The sequence below is a fragment of the Microbacterium sp. PI-SA-G genome (assembly GCF_057215335.1).
Map to the genome: position 1 here is coordinate 797,854 of NZ_CM170103.1, position 17,578 is coordinate 815,431.

The window sequence follows — 17,578 nt, forward strand, 5'->3', positions numbered from 1 at the left end:
GTTAACCGGCCCCGTTGAATCCTCCCACCGTCCCCGGTGCCGGTCAACTCGACCTGGGATAGCGTGGAGCGGTGACTGAAGCCCCGCTCGCCGATCGCCGCCCGACCGTCCGCACCCACCACGGCGACACCGTGAACGATCCCTACGAGTGGATGCGCGAGAAGGAATCTCCCGACGTGATCGCGCATCTCGAGGCCGAGAACGCGCACACCGAGGCGGCAACCGCGCACCTCGCCGAGCTGCGGGAGCGACTGTTCCAGGAGATCAAGGGCCGAGTGCAGGAGACCGATCTGTCGGTGCCGACCCGTCGTGGCGACTGGTGGTACTACAGCCGCACCGAGGAGGGCGCGCAGTACGGCATCCACTGCCGCGCGGCGGCCGCGCCCGACGACTGGACTCCCCCGGTGCTTGAGCCCGGCGTCCCGGTCCCCGGCGAGGTCGTGCTGCTCGACGGCAATCGCGAGGCGGAGGGGCACGAGTTCTTCTCCCTCGGCGCCTTCGACACCACCGACGACTCGTCGAAGCTGCTGTGGTCGACCGACTTCGACGGCGACGAGGTCTACACGGTGCGAGTCCGCGACCTGACCACGGGCGAGACGCTGGCCGACGAGATCCCGAACACCGGAAGCGCGTTCTTCACTCCCGACGGCGCATCCGTCATCTACACGACCCGCGACGACGCCTGGCGGCCTGACACGCTCTGGCTGCACCGAATCGGCACGCCCGTCAGCGACGACGTCACCCTGTTCCACGAACCCGACGAGAAGTACTGGCTGGGCGCCGGGATCACACGCAGCCGTCGCTACCTGGTCATCGGCGTGGGGTCGAGCATCACCAGCGAGGAGTACCTCGTCGACCTCACCGGCGATCTGACGGCGACCCCGCGTATCGTGTGGCCGCGAAACGAGGGTGTCGAGTACTCGATCGACCACGCGGTCGTCGACGGCGAGGACCGCCTGCTGATCCTGCACAACGACGGAGCGCTCGATTTCGAGCTCGTCTCCGTCGCCGCTTCCGATCCGCAGGGCGACCGTCGCGTCGTCATCCCCCATGTCGCGGGCCGTCGCCTGCTCGGCATGGACGCCTTCCGGGACTTCGCGACGGTCGAGTATCGCAGCGAGGGCCTGGAGCGCGTCGGCCTGCTCGACTACACGACCGACGCGGTCGAAGAGCTCGCGTTCGACGAGCCGCTGTACTCCGCCGGCGTCAGCGGCAATCCGGAGTGGCACTCCCCGTTCCTGCGACTGGGGTTCACCTCGTTCGTGACCCCCGGAACCGTCTACGACCTCGATCTGTCGACACGCGAGCTGCTGCTGCGCAAGCGCGCCACCGTGCTCGGCGGCTACGAACCGGGCGACTATGGGCAGCAGCGCGCCTGGGCTACCGCGGAGGACGGCACGCAGGTGCCGATCTCGCTGGTCTGGAAGCGGTCGTTCGGCACCCCGGGCGATGAGCCGCGAGCACTGCACCTGTACGGCTACGGCTCCTACGAGCACTCGATCGATCCGGGCTTCTCGGTCGCGCGACTCTCGGAGCTCGACCGAGGAGTGATCTTCGCGGTCGCGCATGTGCGCGGCGGCGGTGAGATGGGCCGTCAGTGGTATGAAGACGGCAAACTCCTGCACAAGAAGAACACCTTCACCGACTTCGTGTCGTGTGCGCGGCACCTGGTAGACGCTGGGGTGACCTCACCGGACCGCCTGGTCGCCGAGGGCGGCAGCGCCGGCGGACTGCTGATGGGCGCGGTCGCCAACCTCGCGCCCGAGCTCTTCGCCGGCATCCTCGCAGCCGTCCCGTTCGTGGATGCGCTGACGACGATCCTCGACCCCTCGTTGCCGCTCACGGTCATCGAGTGGGACGAGTGGGGCGACCCGCTTCACGACCCCGACGTGTACGCGTACATGAAGTCGTACACGCCGTATGAGAACGTCCGCGACGGCGTGCGCTACCCGCGCATCCTCGCGATGACGTCGCTCAACGACTCCCGAGTGGCCTACGTCGAGCCCGCCAAGTGGGTGGCCCGTCTGCGTGAGGCGGGTGCGTCTGACGTGCTGCTGAAGTGCGAGATGGTGGCCGGCCACGGTGGCGTCAGCGGCCGGTACAACTCCTGGCGCGAGCGTTCGTTCGAGCTCGCGTGGCTGCTCGACACGCTCCGACTGGCCTGAGGGCCGTGGGTCAGCCGAACAGCGCCGAGGCCTCTTCGTAGCGGCTGAGCGGCACGGTGTTGAGCTCGCCCAGCGCCTCAGCGAAGGGAACGCGGACGATGTCGGTGCCGCGCAGGGAGACCATCTTGCCCCAGGCCTCTTCGACCAGAGCGTCGGCTGCGTGCAGGCCGAGTCGCGTCGCGAGCACGCGGTCGAAGCCCGAGGGTGATCCCCCGCGCTGGATGTGACCGAGCACGGTGGATCGCGTCTCGATGCCGGTGATGCGCTCGATCTCGGGAGCCAGAACCTCGCTGATGCCGCCGAGACGGGGGCGGTTGAACGCGTCGAGGCCCTTGTCACTGTAGGCCTCGTCCATGCCGGTGAGCGTGAAGCCCTCCGACACGACGACCAGCGGCGCACGGCCGCGGTCGTGGGCGCTGCTGACGAGCGCGGTGATCTCGTCGATCGACATCGGCACCTCGGGGATGCAGATCACGTGCGCACCGGCCGCCATACCGGCATGCAGGGCGATCCAGCCGACGTGGCGGCCCATGACTTCGGCCACCATGCAGCGCTGGTGGGAATCACCGGTGGTGCGGAGGCGATCCATCGCGTCGGTGGCGATGTTGACGGCGGTGTCGAATCCGAAGGAGTAGTCGGTGGCGCGCAGGTCGTTGTCGATCGTCTTCGGAACCCCGATCACGTTGATGCCGTCGACCGCGAGCCGGTTGGCCGCGGCCAACGTCCCCTCGCCGCCGATCGCGACGATGCCGTCGATCCGATGCGCGGCGAGCGTCTTCGCGATGTTCTCCGCCCCGCCGCGAGGACCCTCGTACGGGTTCGTCCGGCTGGTGCCGAGGATCGTTCCGCCGACCTTCGACAGACCCTTTACCTCATGCCGTGTGAGCGGGAAGAAGTCGCCGTCGACGACGCCTCGCCACCCGTCGCGGATACCGACGAACTCCAGGTCGTACGTCGTGGTGCCCTTGAGCACGATGCCGCGGATGACCGCGTTGAGACCGGGGCAGTCGCCGCCGCTCGTCAGGATGCCGATCTTCATGCTGCCGCCTTCAGACGTTCAGGGAATGGGTGGGAGGAGGCGACGTTGCCTGGATCGACCCTAGCGCCCCGACGCCGCTGGGCGCCATTCGACCACGACGAAAAGCGCCGATCTTGACGGGCGAATTCGAGCGAAACGAAGAAGTTCCCGAAGAACAGGACTCGGAGCTCGAAAACGACCGCAAGAACGGCGCTTCTTAACGCCTTTATGCAGCGCCCAATGCCTGCCTCAACAGGTGCATCAGAGCCGCGAGCTGAATCGGCTCGGCCGCCGTCTCGTCTGCCGCCTCGCCGTCGAGCGCGCGTGCTGCGAGACCCTGCTTCTGGTCGATGAGCTCGGCGATCTTGGTGTCGATCGTGTGCGCCGCGATGATCCGCCACGCCGTGACCGGCTCGTCCTGACCGATGCGGTGCACGCGGTCGATGGCCTGCGTCTGCTCGGCAGCGGTCCACGACAGCTCGGCGAGCACGACGTTGGAGGCGGCCTGCAGGTTGAGTCCGACTCCGGCGGCCGTCAACGAGCACACGGCGATGCCGACGCCGGGGTCGCCGTTGAAGTCGTCGATCGCCTGCTGACGCGTCGTCGAGGTCTGATCCCCACGGATCGAGACAGCGCGGATGCCGACCGACGCGAAGTGCGCCTCGGCCTGATCCATCACGTCGATGTGCTTGGCGAAGAAGACGACCTTGCCGACGGAGCGCTGCAGTTGCGCCGCGTAGTCCGCCGCGAGCTGCGCCTTGGCCTGACCGATGCGGCGCACCATCGTGAAGACGTTGTCTCCCCCGGTGCCTGCGGCTTTCGACTCCTCGAGCTCGTTGTGCGCGACCAGGCGCACGATGTCGTCGTCGATCTCGCCGGGCGCCAGACCGCGGTCTCCGCGTGCCTCGAGGATGCGGCGGTACTTCGCCGCCAGTCGCTGCCCGAGCTCGCGTTCGGCTTGACGGATGCTGCGACCGAACTCGTCGTCCAGCTGCACGGGCAGGTCTGCGACGAGCTTGTCCGGAAGATCGGCGGCGACGTCCTTCTTCTTGCGCCGCACGATCCCCATCGAGATCACGGCGTCGCGCGCCTCGGGATAGAACGCCTTGTCGGCCGGGGTGAAACCTGTCGCGTCGAGCTTCTCCATCAGCTCGGGACCGGGCTTCTCGCCCGTCGTCCAGCCGAGGAAGCGCCAGATCGCGTCGAAGTCCTCGACATCGTTGATCAGCGGAGTACCGGTGAGCGCGAGCATCAGCGGGTTTCCGCCGGGCGTGCGCTCACGCACCCGAGAGGCGAGTGACAGCACGTTCTGCGATCGCTGCGAGCTGAGGTTCTTGATGAAGTGCGCCTCGTCGACGACCATGCCGCGCAGACCGATCGACGCGAGCCACGAGAGGTGACGGTCGAGGATCTCGTAGTTCACGATGAACACGTCGGCGAAGGCGTCGATGTCGGCTCCGTCGCCCTGGATCACCGTGGCGCGCCGCTGCGGGGTCCACCGCTCCACCTCACGCGCCCAGTTCATCTTGACGACGTTGGGCACGACGGCGAGCAGCGGGTAGGCGTCGGCGACCGAGGCCGCGAGCAGCGACTGCGCCGTCTTACCGAGACCCGGCTCGTCGGCGAGCAGGAAGCTGCGGTGTCCCGACCGCACGGCTTCGATGAAGCGCGACTGGTGGACCATGACCTCGAGGCCCTTGGGCGACAGGTGGTCGTACTCGGGTGCGGGCGGAAGCTCCATGCTGGCCGCAGAGCCGCCGGCTCCCGTCTCGAACGCCTTGTAGAGCGGACCCATCAACTCCCAGCCGTCGAGGCGCCGGCGCGGCGTGGTGGTGGCGCGGGGCGTCAGGTCGGGGGCGAGGAAGGGATTCGCGAGCTGACGCGCCTCGACCGAGGGCGGCGTGACCTGTCGCTCGGCGATGGCGGCCGACACGACCGGCATCTGCACGGGCGCGATGTCGGCGATGATCAGCTCTTCGGGGGCGAGCTCCGCGCCGGATTCGAGCAGCCAGTCGCGACGCATGCGCTTGGCGACGGGCGAGGTCGCCTGGTCGGCTTCGAGGAGCTGGATCAGCGACGTGTCGCGGGCTGCCGTCTTGGCGAGGATCGTCGCGACGCCGTCGAGCCGCTTGAGCAGCTCGGCGCGGGCGGGATCGCCGATCTCGGCATCTGCCTTCACCCTGGCGCGCTCCTCGCGCACCAGGAACGCGATCACCTGGAACTTGACCCGGTTGGTGGGCCCCAGCTTGCCCCGCTGGGACTTCGCCTCGATCTCGCGCACCTTGCGCGCGAGGATCGGGATCAGAGGGGCCTCGTCATCGCGACGGGACGTCTTCTTTCGCCGCGTGGCGGCGGTTGCCGTAGTCGGCATGCTCCTCCTGAGCGTGAAGGCTCCGCGTCACGACGCGAAAGCCGTTCTCGGTGTCCGCGTGTGGCGTGGGCCATGACCGTACGGACGTGTCTGCGTTCCGTCCGATGCACGCATGGCGTGAGGATCGGAGAGGAACCGTCGTCAGTCTACGCCATCGGCGGCCGGACGCGCGAGAACGCCGCGCCTACCGGCTGACGCCCAGCACGCGGGCGGCATCGGTGACGTCATCCGCCATCTGCTCCGCCAGCTTGGCCATGCCCTCGAAGGCCACCATGCCGCGCAGCCGCTCCACGAACTCGACGGTCACATCGTGCCCGTAGAGGTCCAGACCGGTCTCGTGGATCACATGCGCCTCGACCTGTCGCACGAGGACATCGTCGAAGGTCGGGTTCGTGCCGACCGAAATCGCGGACGGATGCCGGATGCCGGTGTCGTGATCGACCAGCCATCCGGCATAGACGCCGTCGGCCGGAACGAAGGCGTCGGTGATGGTCGAGAGGTTGGCGGTCGGGAATCCCAGCTCGCGACCGCGCTTGAGCCCGTGAACCACTTCGCCGCGCACGTCGGGGTGGCGGCCGAGCACTCGCGCCGCAGCGGCGACATCGCCGTCCATCAGCAGTTCCCGGATCCACGTGGACGACACGCGTCGCGGTGAATCCGCGAGATAGACGTCATCGACGACCTCGACCGAGAAGCCGTTCGCAGGGCCGAGCTCGCGCAGCAGGTCCGGGGTTCCCGCTCCACCGCGGCCGAAGCGGAAGTCGGCACCCACCAGCACGGTCGACACCTGCAGCGCCCGCACCAGGATCTCGGTGACGAACTCCTCGGCGGGAAGCGCGGCGAGGGCATCGTCGAAGGCGAGAACCAGCGTGGCATCCAGTCCGAGCTCTCCCAGCAGCTGCAGCTTTCGTTCGACCGACACCACGTTCTCGGGGCACCGGTCCGGACGCAGCACGGCGAGCGGATTGCGATCGAACGTCACCGCGACGGCGCGCGCACCGGTCTGCGATGCGCGCTCGTTCAGCCGGGCGATCACGGCGCGATGACCCGCGTGCACCCCGTCGAACTTGCCGATGGCCACGGCGCTCGGGCCGAAATCCGCCGGCACCTCCGAGACGTCGCGGAAGACGATCACGCCGGGACCTCGACGCGCGCTCTGCCGACGTCGGCGGGTCGATGCGTGCGCAGCCACCAGATGCCGAAGACAGGCAGCACGAGAGGGATGAACAGGTAACCCCGCCCGAACAGCGACCAGACGGTCTCGTGCTGGAAGAGAGCCGGATCCACGATGCTGAGCGTCCCCACGACCAGGACGCCGGTGAGCTCGAAGACGATCGCGACCCAGGCGACCGTGTACCACCCGCCGCGGCGGGCGAGCACGAGCGCGAGAGTCGCCAGGATGTACACCACCGCTGCCAGCGCCGAGAGGGAGTACGCGAGCGGAGCCTCGTCGAAGCGTCGGACGATCTGCACGAAGCTGCGACCGGTCGCGGCAAGCGCCATGACGGCGTAGACGATCACCAGGACGCGACCGATTCCGGTCATTCGAGTGGCGGGGGCGGTGGGGCTCATAGCGCATACCATCCTAGAGCCGCCGGGGACCCCGGGCTCGCGCGGCGACGCCTCACGCGACCTGGATCGTCCAGATCACCTGCATACGCCACAGCATCACCGCGATCGCGAGTGCGGCCACCCCGAGGATGACCGTGCTCCATCGACTGCGCTCCATCAGTGCCCAGAGCACCGCACCGATCGGCAGCAGTGCCGCAGAGACCAGGTACACCCAGAACTCCAGCAGATCACCGGTGGGCGGGTTTCCGGCGAGCGGAGCGATGATCGCGACCACCACCTGGACGACGAGCAGCGCCTCCACGAGCGCGAGTGCTCCGACGCTGACGTCGCTGGGGCGACGGCCGACCAGACCGGCGATGAGGCAGAACACGCCGGCGGCGCAGGCGACGACGATCTGGGCGATCGTCAGCCACAGGATCATTCGGCCACCCGCGGCATGTTCATCGCACTCTTCAGATCAGGGCCGCGCTTCTCGACGATGCCCACGAGAACGCCGTCCTCGTCGATGGCGGCGGCCAGAGGACCGACGAGCTGCGCGGCCTGTCCCCCGAGACGTTTGCCGTGGAGGAGGTCGCGAGCCTCATCCGCCGAGACGGCGAGTGCCGGGAGGATCCGCGCGGCGGCCTCGGCCGGCGTCAGGGTCGCAGCTCCCTCGAGCGCATCGATCAGCACCGCGTCCGAGACGTCGAACGGACCGACCCTGGTGCGTCGGAGTGCGGTCAGGTGTCCGCCCACGCCCGTCGCCGCACCGAGATCGCGCGCCAGCGAGCGGATGTACGTGCCCGACGAGCAGTCAACGACCACGTCGAGGTCGAGGAACCCCTGTCCGGAGCGCTCCGCTGTCACGTCGAAGCGCGACACCACGACGTCGCGAGCGGCGAGGACGACCTCTTCGCCTGCACGCACGCGGTCGTAGGCGCGACGCCCGTCGACCTTGATCGCCGAGACCGAACTCGGCACCTGCGAGATCGGGCCGCTGAGGGCCGCGACCCCCGCGGCGATGCGCTCAGGCGACACAGCTTCCCAGGCGGCGTCATCCGCGCGCGTCACGATCTCGCCGTCCGCATCATCGGTGCTGGTCGTCTGCCCGAGGCGGATCGTCGCCTCATAGGTCTTGTCGGCCCCCACCACGTAGGTGAGCAACCGGGTCGCGCCCTCGATGCCGATGACCAGGAGTCCCGTGGCCATGGGGTCAAGCGTGCCGGCGTGGCCGACCTTGCGGGTGCCGAAGGCTCGGCGCGTGCGTGCGACCACGTCATGGCTGGTCAGGCCAGCGGGTTTGTCGACGAGGAGGATGCCGGGCGAGACCATCCATCCAGCCTACGCGGGAGTGCCAGGCGCACTCGCATAGGCTGTCGTGGTGCCTCCGATGACGTCTTCCCGTGCCGCGGAAGCGCTGCCGTTGGCCGACTGGTATCGCGCGAACGCCCGCGACCTGCCGTGGAGACGCGCCGAGTTCCACGAGGAGTTCGGCGCCTGGGGCGTGCTCGTGAGCGAGTTCATGCTGCAGCAGACGCCGGTCGCCCGTGTCATCCCGCACCTGCAGGCATGGCTTCAGCGGTGGCCCACGCCGACGGCGATGTCGACGGCGTCACCCGCCGAAGTCGTGCAGCAGTGGGCAAATCTCGGGTATCCACGACGGGCGCTGTGGCTGTACCGTGCGGCCGTCGAGGTGACGGAACGCCATGGCGGGGTGGTGCCGCGTGACGTCGACGCCCTCCTGGCTCTGTCGGGCATCGGCGATTACACCGCCCGCGCCGTCTCGGTCTTCGCCTACGGCGACCGGCATCCGGTCGTCGACACCAACACCCGGCGCGTCCTCGCCCGGGCGGTCGACGGACGGGCGCACCCGGCATCGCCGTCACGGCGCGACCTGGTGCTGATGGAGTCGCTGCTCCCCGCATCCGATGCCGAATCAGCGGTCTTCAACGCCGCCGCGATGGAGCTCGGGGCGACCGTGTGCACCGCGCGATCGCCGCGCTGTGCGATCTGCCCGCTGCTCGCACAGTGCGCATGGGTGGCCGAAGGGCGCCCCGACACCGGCGACGATCGGCGACGGCAGGCAGCGTACGAGGGATCCGACCGGCAGGCACGCGGCGCAGTGCTGCGCGTCTTGCGTGCCGCCGACGCCGCAGGGGTGCCGCTGGAGGCGGTGATCCCGGACTGGCCCGACGCGGTGCAGCGCGATCGCGCCATCGACTCACTCATCGCCGACGGTCTGGCCGAGGCCACCGACGGCATGCTCGCACTCCCCCGCTGACCGCGCCGCGCGATCCCCGGATCTGCCCGCGCCGCTCCGGTCCCAGTTCCTGCCGCCCGCGCGCGCATCGGGCGGCAAGAACTGCGACCGGAATCAGGCCAGTTGATTCGTCCGATGTGCCAGCACGGTCAGCCCCACCCGCGTGCGCACGTCGAGCTTCGCGAACACCCGACCGAGATGCACCTCGACCGTGCGGACCGAGACGCCCAGCGCATCGGCGATCTCTCGGTTGCTCGAGCCGCCGACCGCCCGCATGGCCACTTCGTTCTCGCGGACCGTGAGGACCGCCGCCCACGCACGCCGGCATCCGGCCAGGGAGTCCTCGGGGAGCGCCTCGGGGTCCGCGACGTCGTCCCACCGCGCCAGCCTCTCCTGCGCCGAGCGCGCCCAGGCTGTCGCGCCCGAGATCTCGTACAGCCGCAGAGCCAGGCGCAGATGCTCCCGAGCGGCGACGTGGTCGCCGTGGATGGCGCTCTGCGCGCCCAGCGCCGCCTCGATGTGGGCGCGAGAGAACGGAGAGCGCACACCGCGGGTCAGTTCGCGGATCTGCTCCCGCTGCACTCGCCAGTCGCTCTCGGTCATCGAGGCCACGCGTCGCTGCAACTGCGCAGCCAGGATCAGGTCGGGCGGACGCACCACGCGCCGCCTGTCCCGCCCATCAGACGTGTCCTCGGCGCCGTCGATCCCCGGCACCGCGAACCCGCTCTGCGGCGAGCCGCGATCCAGCCAGAGTCGCCGCGCGGCGTCGGCGTCGGCGAACGCCCCGGCGAGCGACGACTGCAGGCTGCGATCCACGAGCAGGTCGATCACCACCTGCGGAGGCAGCGCGCGAGTGAGCGCTCGTGCGAAGGGCCCGATCTCGCCCAGAACGGCCACATCGAGCCGGCGCGCGAGGACCACCCCCAGCCCGGCGAAGGGAATCGCGATGGGCAGACGCAGCGCCGCCTGGATCAACAGCTCGCGGGCGATGCCGATGTCGCCTCGCCAGACGAGCATCAGCACCTCGGCGACGGCGAGATACGCCTGCACGACAGGGCTGTGCTCGAAACCCGCGATGAGGGGGTCCGCCTCCGCGTCCATCCCGGGCCCCTCCCCCGCGAGCAGATGGAGACCGTGCTCGATCTCGCCCGCGACCGCCGATCGCAGACCGCGCAGCAGCCGCCCGCTGAACGGGCCGGTGCCCGCGACGTCGTCCAGGTCCTCTTCGCCGACCAGCAGCCAACTCAGCGCCACGGCGGGGTCGCGCAGTTCGCGTTCGGCACCGACCCGCGCGGTTCCCTCCCGCACGGCGTCCAACCACACCCGCATGCGCGAGCGGTCTCAGCGCTCGGCGCAGAGGAGGGCGCCCAATGCCGCAGCTCTCGTCCAGGCGTACCAGTCGTCGCTGTCGTCCGTACGGGGTCGGAAGGCACTCGGACGCACGTCGGGAACACCACCCTGAACGAACGACTGGGCGACGAGAAGGCCGCCGAGTCCCTGCAGACGCCACCGCTCCATGCCGTCCGGGAACAGGCTCCCGAGTCGCTCCGCGGCTTCCAACGCGAGACCGGCTCCTGTCGCCGACGTTCCGGCTACCAGTTCAGCTTCATCTCGCACCGCGCCGGATGCATGAGCCGCCGCCTCACGGGCTAGCTGAAGTGCCCGGGCGGGGTCGCCGGTCTCGGAGAGCTCCCGCGCGATCCTGATCAGTTCCGGGGCGCTCTCGGGGCTCTCCTGCAGCGACGCGCGGGCCCGGTGCCAGTCGCAGCTGACCCGATCGCCGAGGTCGGCGAACACCACGCTGAGCCGCTGATGCACCGCAGCCAGCTCGTGGGGCGTCGCTGTGCGCTGCAGCCAGATCGCGAGTCGCGGGTCGAGGAGACGGATGCGCCCCGCTCTGATGTGCAGGTCCGCCCGGAGTCCGCTCGTCGCGATCTCGCGCGCGCACCGCCCGTCGAATGCGAGGAGGGGCGCGAGCCGATCGTCGAGACACAGCGCCGACGCCAGCGCGAACTCACGATCGCGGACGGTCAGATCTCGCTGTCGGAACAGCCGGGAGATGGCGTCGACCACCGGCAACGGCGCAGGCAGCGGCCGGAGTCCCTGCCGTTGCGCGGACGTCAGCGTGGCGGCGACCTGACGCACGCTCTCAGGGTCTCCCCCGAGTTCACGCGCCAGCGCTGTCAGCACATGCGGTGCACAACTGAGCCCGGAGGCGATGAGGTCGTCGAGCAACGACTCCATCGCCGAAGGCACGACGAACAGATCTGGGTGTACGCGCGACGCGTCGATGCCGGTCCCCCTCAGCTACGCGAGCCACCCATCTCGCACCGCTGAGACTAGCAAACCGGAGAGTCAGTCCTCGTCGGACTCCTCGGCGCGTCGGTACGGGTCAGCCTCTCCGGCGTGGGATGCCGACGACGCCAGCTTCGCCACCTCGGTGTCGCGGTCGCGCGCTTCACGCAGAAGCGCGGAGATGTGATCCGCGTTCTCCGGCAGCGCGTCGGGGATGAACTCGAGCGTCGGCACCAGCCGGGTGCTGAGCTGACGTCCGACCTCGCTGCGCAGCATCCCCGTCGCCGAGGCCAGGGCAGCACCGCTGGCGATGCGCTCCTCTTCGGTGCCGAGCACGGTGTAGAACACCGATGCGTGCTGCAGGTCGCCGCTCACACGGCAGTCGGTCAGCGTCACGAAACCGAGCCGCGGATCGCGCAGCCCCTTCTCGAGACGTTCTGCGAGGATCACACGGATGCGGTCCGCGAGACGGGCCTGTCGTTCACCAGCCATTTTCTCTCCCTCTTGACGACGCCTTCGGGCGCCCTCCGTCTCGCTGCTCCCGAAGGAGCCGGAGCGGAGGACGCCCGAAGATGTCGAACGTGACTATCAGCCTCGCGGCTTCTCGACGAGCTCGATCGTCTCGATCTCGTCGCCGATCTGGATGTCGTTGAACTTGCCGAGTCCGATACCGGCCTCGTAGTCGGTGCGGACCTCGGTGACGTCGTCCTTGAAGCGGCGGAGCGACTCGATGGCGAGACCATCGGCCATCACGACGCCGTCGCGGATGACACGCGCCTTGGCGTTTCGAGTGATCGTTCCCGATCGCACGATGACACCGGCGATGTTGCCGAACTTGGAGGAACGGAAAACCTCGCGGATCTCCGCGACGCCCGACTGGACCTCTTCGTACTCCGGCTTCAGCATGCCCTTGAGCGAGTTCTCGACCTCGTCGATGGCGTTGTAGATCACCGAGTAGAACCGGATGTCCACGCCCTCGCGCTGAGCGCGCTCGCGCGCCTTCGTGTCGGGGCGGACGTTGAAGCCCACGATGATCGCGTTGTCGATCGTCGCCAGGTTCACATCCGACTCGGTGATGGCACCGACGCCGCGGTGGATGATGCGCAGCTGCACCGAATCATCGACCTCGATCTTGAGGAGCGACTCCTCCAGCGCCTCGACGGCACCGGAGACGTCACCCTTGATGATGAGGTTGAGCGACTCGACCTTGCCCTCCTGGAGAGCACGGGTGAAGTCCTCGAGCGAGATGCGCTTGCGGGCCTTGGCCAGCTGGGCGTTGCGCTCGACGGCTTCACGCTTCTCGGCGATCTGACGAGCCATGCGGTCTTCCTCGGTGACGATGAAGACATCGCCGGCGCGGGGCACGGAGTTCAGACCCTGTACCTGCACCGGACGCGACGGGTAGGCCTCGAGGACCGCATCGCCGTTCTCGTCCGCCATCGCACGCACACGACCGTAGGCCGTGCCGGCGACGATCGCGTCACCGATCCGAAGTGTTCCGGACTGGATGAGCACAGTCGCGATCGAACCGCGGCCCTTGTCGAGCTTCGCCTCGATGGCGACACCACGAGCGGCCTTGTTCGGGTTGGCCGTGAGGTCCAGACCCGCGTCAGCCGTGAGCAGCACAGCGTCGAGGAGCTCCTGGATGCCGGTGCCGGCACGTGCCGACACGTCGACGAACATGACGTCTCCACCGAACTCCTCGGCGACCAGACCGTACTCGGTGAGCTGCTGGCGCACCTTGGACGGGTTGGCGTCGGGCTTGTCGACCTTGTTCACCGCGACCACGATCGGCACGTTGGCCGCCTGGGCGTGGTTGAGCGCCTCCACCGTCTGCGGCATGATGCCGTCGTCGGCGGCGACCACGAGGATCGCGAGGTCGGTCACCTGCGCACCACGAGCACGCATGGCGGTGAACGCCTCGTGACCCGGGGTGTCGATGAAGGTGATCGCGCGCTCGATGTTCTCGTGCTCGGTCCAGACCTGGTACGCACCGATGTGCTGGGTGATGCCACCGGCTTCGCCCTCGATGACGTTGGTCTGACGGATCGCGTCGAGCAGACGGGTCTTACCGTGGTCGACGTGACCCATGACGGTGACGACCGGCGGACGGATCTCGAGGTCGTCCTCGCTCTCCTCCTCCAGCTCCTGGTCGAGGTTGAGACCGAAGCCCTCGAGGAGCTCCTTGTCCTCGTCCTCGGGCGAGACCATCTGGATGTTGTAACCCAGCTCCTGACCCAGGACTTCGAACGTCGCCTCATCCAGCGACTCGGTGGCCGTGGCCATCTCGCCGAGGTTGAAGAGGATCGTCACGAGGGTTCCCGGCTGGACCGTGTAACCGGTCAGCGTCTCGATCTTGTCCGCGAAGTCCGCGATCGATGCGCCACGACGCATGCGGATGATCTCCCCGTTACCGCGGGTGACGTTGACGCCACCGACGACCGGGGCGCTCCGCATCTCGAATTCCTGCCGCTTCGCCCGCCGCGACTTGCGCTGCTTGCTCTTGCCGCCGCCCTTGCCGAAGGCACCTGCGGTACCTCCACCGGGACCACGGCCACGACCGCCGCCACCACCGGGACGCCCGGCGAAACCGCCACCGGGACGAGCACCGGGACCACCTGCGCCACCGGGTCCACCGGCGCCGCCGGGACGACCGGGGCCGCCGGGACGCTGCTGGAACGGTGCGCCACCGGGACGACCGCCCTGACCGCCGCGCGGAGCGCCGGGACGAGGCGCACCCGGACGCGGCGCACCCGGACGCGGGGCGCCGGGACGAGGCGCCTGCGGACGCGGGATGTTGCCGGGGGTCGGGCTCGGGCGCTGGCCCATGCCCTGTGCCGACGCGAACGGGTTGTTACCCGGACGCGGACCGGCGGGACGCTGTCCCATGCCCTGCGCCGACGAGAACGGGTTGTTACCCGGACGCGGAGCGCCCGGCTTCGGCGCGCCGCCGTCGGACGACTTCGCCGCAGGTGCGGCGGCAGCCTCGGATGCTGCTGCCGGAGCAGCCTCGGCCGGTGCCTTCTCTGCGGGAGCCGGGGCCTCGGGAGCCGGGGTCGGCTCCGCGGGAGCGGGGGCAGGCTTCGGGCCCGGCTTGGGGCCGGGGGTCGGAGCCGACGATGCAGCGGGCTTGGAACCCGATCCGCTCGACTTCGCCGCCGGCTTGGCAGCGGGTGCCGCCTCGGGGGCGGACTTCAGTGAGGCATCTGCCTCGATCGCCGCACGGAGCTTGCGCGCTACGGGCGGTTCGATGGTGGATGAGGGGCTCTTGACGAACTCGCCGAGTTCCTTGAGCTTTGCAAGTGCGATCTTGCTGTCGACACCGAGTTCGGCGGCGATCTCATGTACGCGTGGTTTACCAGCCACAATTCTCCTGTCTGAGTTGGTCCACCCAGACAGGGCAGACCACTAGTCGCGGACGGGTCTCATTTCGAGCCGTTCACTTTGTTTCCATAGCTGTTCAGCCTTTGTTTCTTGGTGGGTTCTGTTCGAAGGTCCGCGTGTCCAGCTGAGTGGCCACACGCAGTGCCCTCCCGAAGGCCCGACGTCGCAGAGCGAGATCGATGCACTCGGGTGTCGGATGCACCCACGCGCCGCGCCCCGGCAGAACCGCACTCTCATCAGCGATGAGGGTGTCGTTCTGGCTCACCACCCGGAGAAGGGAGGAGCGGGAAGCACGCGTGCGGCAACCGACGCACGTTCGTACGGGTTCCATCTTACACCTGCGTTTCGTCTCGCCGCCCCAGGAAGGGGCCGCGTCGCCGGGAAGGGACGGCGATCAGTCGAGGACGCTGTCCGGCTGGATGTCGATCTTGGCACCCGTGAGCTTGGCGGCGAGACGGGCGTTCTGCCCCTCCTTGCCGATCGCGAGCGACAGCTGATAGTCCGGCACGAGCGCCCGCACTGCCTTGGTACCCGCGTCGAGGATGAACGCGCTCGTGACCTTCGCCGGCGAGAGGGCGTTCGCCACGAACGGTGCGAGTTCGGGATCGTAGTCGACGATGTCGATCTTCTCTCCCGAGAGCTCCTCGGTGACGGCGCGCACGCGGCGACCCATCTCACCGATGCAGGCCCCCTTGGCGTTGATCGCCGGATCCTTCGCGATGACGGCGATCTTGGTGCGGTGGCCTGCCTCACGTGCCAGGGCGACGATCTCGACCAGACCGGCGGCGATCTCGGGCACCTCGAGTGCGAAGAGCTTGCGGACCAGGCCGGGATGGGTGCGCGAGACGGTGATCTGCGGCCCCTTCATGCCCTTGGCGACGCTCGTCACGTAGACGCGGATGCGCGTGCCGTGCGTGTACTGCTCGCTGGGGACCTGCTCCTCCGGGGGCAGAATCGCCTCGACCGAGCCGAGGTCGACGTGGATCATGCGAGGGTTCGGCCCCTGCTGGATCACGCCGGCGACGATGTCGCCTTCCTTGTCCTTGAAGTCGCCGAGCACAACATCGTCCGCGATGTCGCGCAGGCGCTGGCTGATGACCTGCTTGGCCGCGAAGGCGGCGATGCGACCGAAGTCGTCGGGGGTGGCATCCTCTTCGCCGATGATGGCGCCCTCTTCGTCGCGCACGACCTGCAGGACGGCGACGTGGCCGTTCTTGCGATCGAGGTGCACACGCACGCCCTCGACGGGAGCGCCGTCGAACGAGACGTGCTTGGCGTACGCCGTCAAGATGGCCTGTTCGATGATCGAGACGAGTTCATCGAAGGGAATCGCCTTCTCCTTCTCGATCCCACGCAGCAGACTCAGTTCGATGTCCATGACGGCCCTCTCTATTCAGCTCTCGTCGCGTCTGTGTGCACACGCGACATCCGTACAACGATACCTTGTGCGCCGGACTGCTGCCACGACGCGGCGGTGTCGTCGGGTCGCGATCAGGCCGCCGGCGCTGAGGACAGGGCGTTGAGCGCGCCGATCAGTCGGAAGAGGTTCCCCACCTGGCGCTGATCGAGGTGCAGGGCGAGACGCGGCAGATGCAGCAGGTCGTCGTCGGCGACCTCGACCGCATGCGGCTGTGCGCGTTCGATCCGGCCCGACGCGAGCATCGCGGCGAAGTCCTCGTTCAGCGCCTCGATCTCTGTGTCCGTCGGGTCGGCGCGCAGCCGCAGCACGAGCGTGGAGCCGATCCACCGCAGCGAGTCGTAGTTGCGCCAGAAGCCCGCGATCCGGCGACGGGCCTCGTCGACGGAATCGGTGATCGACACGCGATCGAAGTCGCCTGGGGAGATCACACCCATCGGCGCCAGATGCTCGTCGACGAACCGACGCATTCCCTCCCAGAAGCCGCCGCCCTTCTCGTCGAGCAGCACGATCGGAGTCGGCTCCGCCTTGCCCGTCTGCTGCAGCGTGAGCAGTTCGAACATCTCGTCGAGCGTGCCGAACCCGCCGGGCAGACAGATGAAGCCGTGCGACTCCTTGATCAGCATCAGCTTGCGCGTGAAGAAGTACTTCATCGCCACGACCTGGTCCTGACCGGCGACGACGCTGTTGGGCTTCTCCTCGAAGGGAAGACGGATCGAGACCCCGAGCGACAGCTCCGGCCCGGCTCCCTCGGCCGCTGCCTGCATGATGCCGGGGCCCGCGCCCGTGACGACCATCCAGCCGTCTTCGGCCAGCGCGGCGGCGACGTCCCGCGCCTGGCGGTAGAGCGGATCGTCCTGCAGGGTGCGCGCCGAACCGAACACCGTGACCTTCGGCACGCCGCGGAACGGTGCGAAGAGCCGGAACGCATCGCGCATCTCGGCGAGAGCCGCCGACGCGATCTTGAGATCCAGCCGCTCAGTGTCGTCCTCGCCGAGCAGGATCGACGTGCGCAGCAGTCGCATCACCAGCCGACGGTCGGCATGCACACCCGCCTCGTCGAGCACGGCGTTAACCTCGGCGCTCAGCGCCGCGGGGAGAGCCTCGTCTGTCATCG

Annotated in this window: 15 protein-coding genes; 2 read left to right on the forward strand and 13 right to left on the reverse strand. The window is 68.7% G+C overall.

Annotated features, from left to right (window positions below):
- Window positions 1-71 precede the first annotated feature (71 nt).
- The gene (locus tag AC2D10_RS04090) at window positions 72-2,165 is read left to right on the forward strand and encodes a S9 family peptidase (protein ID WP_484710627.1); all 2,094 of its coding nucleotides are present in this window, start codon (window positions 72-74) and stop codon (window positions 2,163-2,165) included.
- A 10-nt stretch (window positions 2,166-2,175) separates the two neighbouring features.
- On the opposite strand, the gene AC2D10_RS04095 is transcribed toward AC2D10_RS04090, so the two are convergent.
- From AC2D10_RS04095 to truB, 6 genes are all read right to left on the reverse strand, one after another.
- Window positions 2,176-3,204, reverse strand: coding sequence for a 6-phosphofructokinase (locus AC2D10_RS04095; RefSeq protein ID WP_484710629.1), 1,029 nt, complete (start codon window positions 3,202-3,204; stop codon window positions 2,176-2,178).
- Window positions 3,205-3,409: 205 nt separating this feature from the next.
- Entirely contained in the window at window positions 3,410-5,554 is a 2,145-nt protein-coding gene (locus AC2D10_RS04100) for a DEAD/DEAH box helicase (protein ID WP_484710630.1), read from the reverse strand.
- A gap of 184 nt (window positions 5,555-5,738) precedes the next feature.
- The gene (locus AC2D10_RS04105; RefSeq protein WP_484710631.1) at window positions 5,739-6,689 is read right to left on the reverse strand and encodes a bifunctional riboflavin kinase/FAD synthetase; all 951 of its coding nucleotides are present in this window, start codon (window positions 6,687-6,689) and stop codon (window positions 5,739-5,741) included.
- A complete protein-coding gene (locus tag AC2D10_RS04110) occupies window positions 6,686-7,099 on the reverse strand; it encodes a hypothetical protein (protein ID WP_484711802.1) in 414 nt (137 codons plus the stop codon). The genes AC2D10_RS04105 and AC2D10_RS04110 overlap by 4 nt, the downstream gene beginning before the upstream one ends.
- A 79-nt stretch (window positions 7,100-7,178) precedes the next feature.
- The gene (locus AC2D10_RS04115; RefSeq protein WP_484710632.1) at window positions 7,179-7,547 is read right to left on the reverse strand and encodes a hypothetical protein; all 369 of its coding nucleotides are present in this window, start codon (window positions 7,545-7,547) and stop codon (window positions 7,179-7,181) included.
- A complete protein-coding gene (gene truB / locus AC2D10_RS04120) occupies window positions 7,544-8,437 on the reverse strand; it encodes a tRNA pseudouridine(55) synthase TruB (RefSeq protein WP_484710633.1) in 894 nt (297 codons plus the stop codon). Before truB ends, AC2D10_RS04115 begins: the two co-directional genes overlap by 4 nt.
- Window positions 8,438-8,495: 58 nt before the next feature.
- Here truB and AC2D10_RS04125 point away from each other — a divergent pair, with 58 nt between their 5' ends.
- A complete protein-coding gene (locus AC2D10_RS04125; protein WP_484710634.1) occupies window positions 8,496-9,386 on the forward strand; it encodes an HhH-GPD family protein in 891 nt (296 codons plus the stop codon).
- Window positions 9,387-9,479: 93 nt separating this feature from the next.
- Here AC2D10_RS04125 and AC2D10_RS04130 read toward each other — a convergent pair whose 3' ends face one another.
- The 7 genes from AC2D10_RS04130 to AC2D10_RS04160 form a co-directional block, all read right to left on the reverse strand.
- Window positions 9,480-10,694 carry a response regulator transcription factor gene (locus tag AC2D10_RS04130; RefSeq protein WP_484710635.1) on the reverse strand — a complete coding sequence of 405 codons (1,215 nt, stop codon included), beginning with the start codon at window positions 10,692-10,694 and terminating at the stop codon, window positions 9,480-9,482.
- A gap of 12 nt (window positions 10,695-10,706) precedes the next feature.
- Window positions 10,707-11,609, reverse strand: a complete 903-nt coding sequence (locus AC2D10_RS04135; RefSeq protein ID WP_484710637.1) for a hypothetical protein — start codon at window positions 11,607-11,609, stop codon at window positions 10,707-10,709.
- 111 nt (window positions 11,610-11,720) lie between these two features.
- Entirely contained in the window at window positions 11,721-12,152 is a 432-nt protein-coding gene (gene rbfA, locus AC2D10_RS04140; RefSeq protein ID WP_484710639.1) for a 30S ribosome-binding factor RbfA, read from the reverse strand.
- 96 nt (window positions 12,153-12,248) lie between these two features.
- Window positions 12,249-15,026, reverse strand: coding sequence for a translation initiation factor IF-2 (gene infB, locus AC2D10_RS04145; RefSeq protein WP_484710640.1), 2,778 nt, complete (start codon window positions 15,024-15,026; stop codon window positions 12,249-12,251).
- A 94-nt stretch (window positions 15,027-15,120) separates the two neighbouring features.
- The gene (locus tag AC2D10_RS04150; RefSeq protein ID WP_484710641.1) at window positions 15,121-15,375 is read right to left on the reverse strand and encodes a YlxR family protein; all 255 of its coding nucleotides are present in this window, start codon (window positions 15,373-15,375) and stop codon (window positions 15,121-15,123) included.
- Between the two features lie 63 nt (window positions 15,376-15,438).
- Window positions 15,439-16,422, reverse strand: coding sequence for a transcription termination factor NusA (gene nusA, locus AC2D10_RS04155; RefSeq protein ID WP_484710642.1), 984 nt, complete (start codon window positions 16,420-16,422; stop codon window positions 15,439-15,441).
- 113 nt (window positions 16,423-16,535) lie between these two features.
- Entirely contained in the window at window positions 16,536-17,576 is a 1,041-nt protein-coding gene (locus tag AC2D10_RS04160) for an LOG family protein (RefSeq protein ID WP_484710643.1), read from the reverse strand.
- Window positions 17,577-17,578: the final 2 nt, after the last annotated feature.

Bases quoted from the DNA above. Each gene is read 5' to 3' on its own strand.
- AC2D10_RS04095 (WP_484710629.1), bottom strand. From the start codon at position 3,204: ATGAAGATCGGCATCCTGACGAGCGGCGGCGACTGCCCCGGTCTCAAC.
- AC2D10_RS04100 (WP_484710630.1), bottom strand. From the start codon at position 5,554: ATGCCGACTACGGCAACCGCCGCCACGCGGCGAAAGAAGACGTCCCGT.
- AC2D10_RS04110 (WP_484711802.1), bottom strand. From the start codon at position 7,099: ATGACCGGAATCGGTCGCGTCCTGGTGATCGTCTACGCCGTCATGGCG.
- AC2D10_RS04115 (WP_484710632.1), bottom strand. From the start codon at position 7,547: ATGATCCTGTGGCTGACGATCGCCCAGATCGTCGTCGCCTGCGCCGCC.
- truB (WP_484710633.1), bottom strand. From the start codon at position 8,437: ATGGTCTCGCCCGGCATCCTCCTCGTCGACAAACCCGCTGGCCTGACC.
- AC2D10_RS04125 (WP_484710634.1), top strand. From the start codon at position 8,496: ATGACGTCTTCCCGTGCCGCGGAAGCGCTGCCGTTGGCCGACTGGTAT.
- AC2D10_RS04130 (WP_484710635.1), bottom strand. From the start codon at position 10,694: ATGCGGGTGTGGTTGGACGCCGTGCGGGAGGGAACCGCGCGGGTCGGT.
- AC2D10_RS04135 (WP_484710637.1), bottom strand. From the start codon at position 11,609: ATGGAGTCGTTGCTCGACGACCTCATCGCCTCCGGGCTCAGTTGTGCA.
- rbfA (WP_484710639.1), bottom strand. From the start codon at position 12,152: ATGGCTGGTGAACGACAGGCCCGTCTCGCGGACCGCATCCGTGTGATC.
- AC2D10_RS04150 (WP_484710641.1), bottom strand. From the start codon at position 15,375: ATGGAACCCGTACGAACGTGCGTCGGTTGCCGCACGCGTGCTTCCCGC.
- nusA (WP_484710642.1), bottom strand. From the start codon at position 16,422: ATGGACATCGAACTGAGTCTGCTGCGTGGGATCGAGAAGGAGAAGGCG.
- AC2D10_RS04160 (WP_484710643.1), bottom strand. From the start codon at position 17,576: ATGACAGACGAGGCTCTCCCCGCGGCGCTGAGCGCCGAGGTTAACGCC.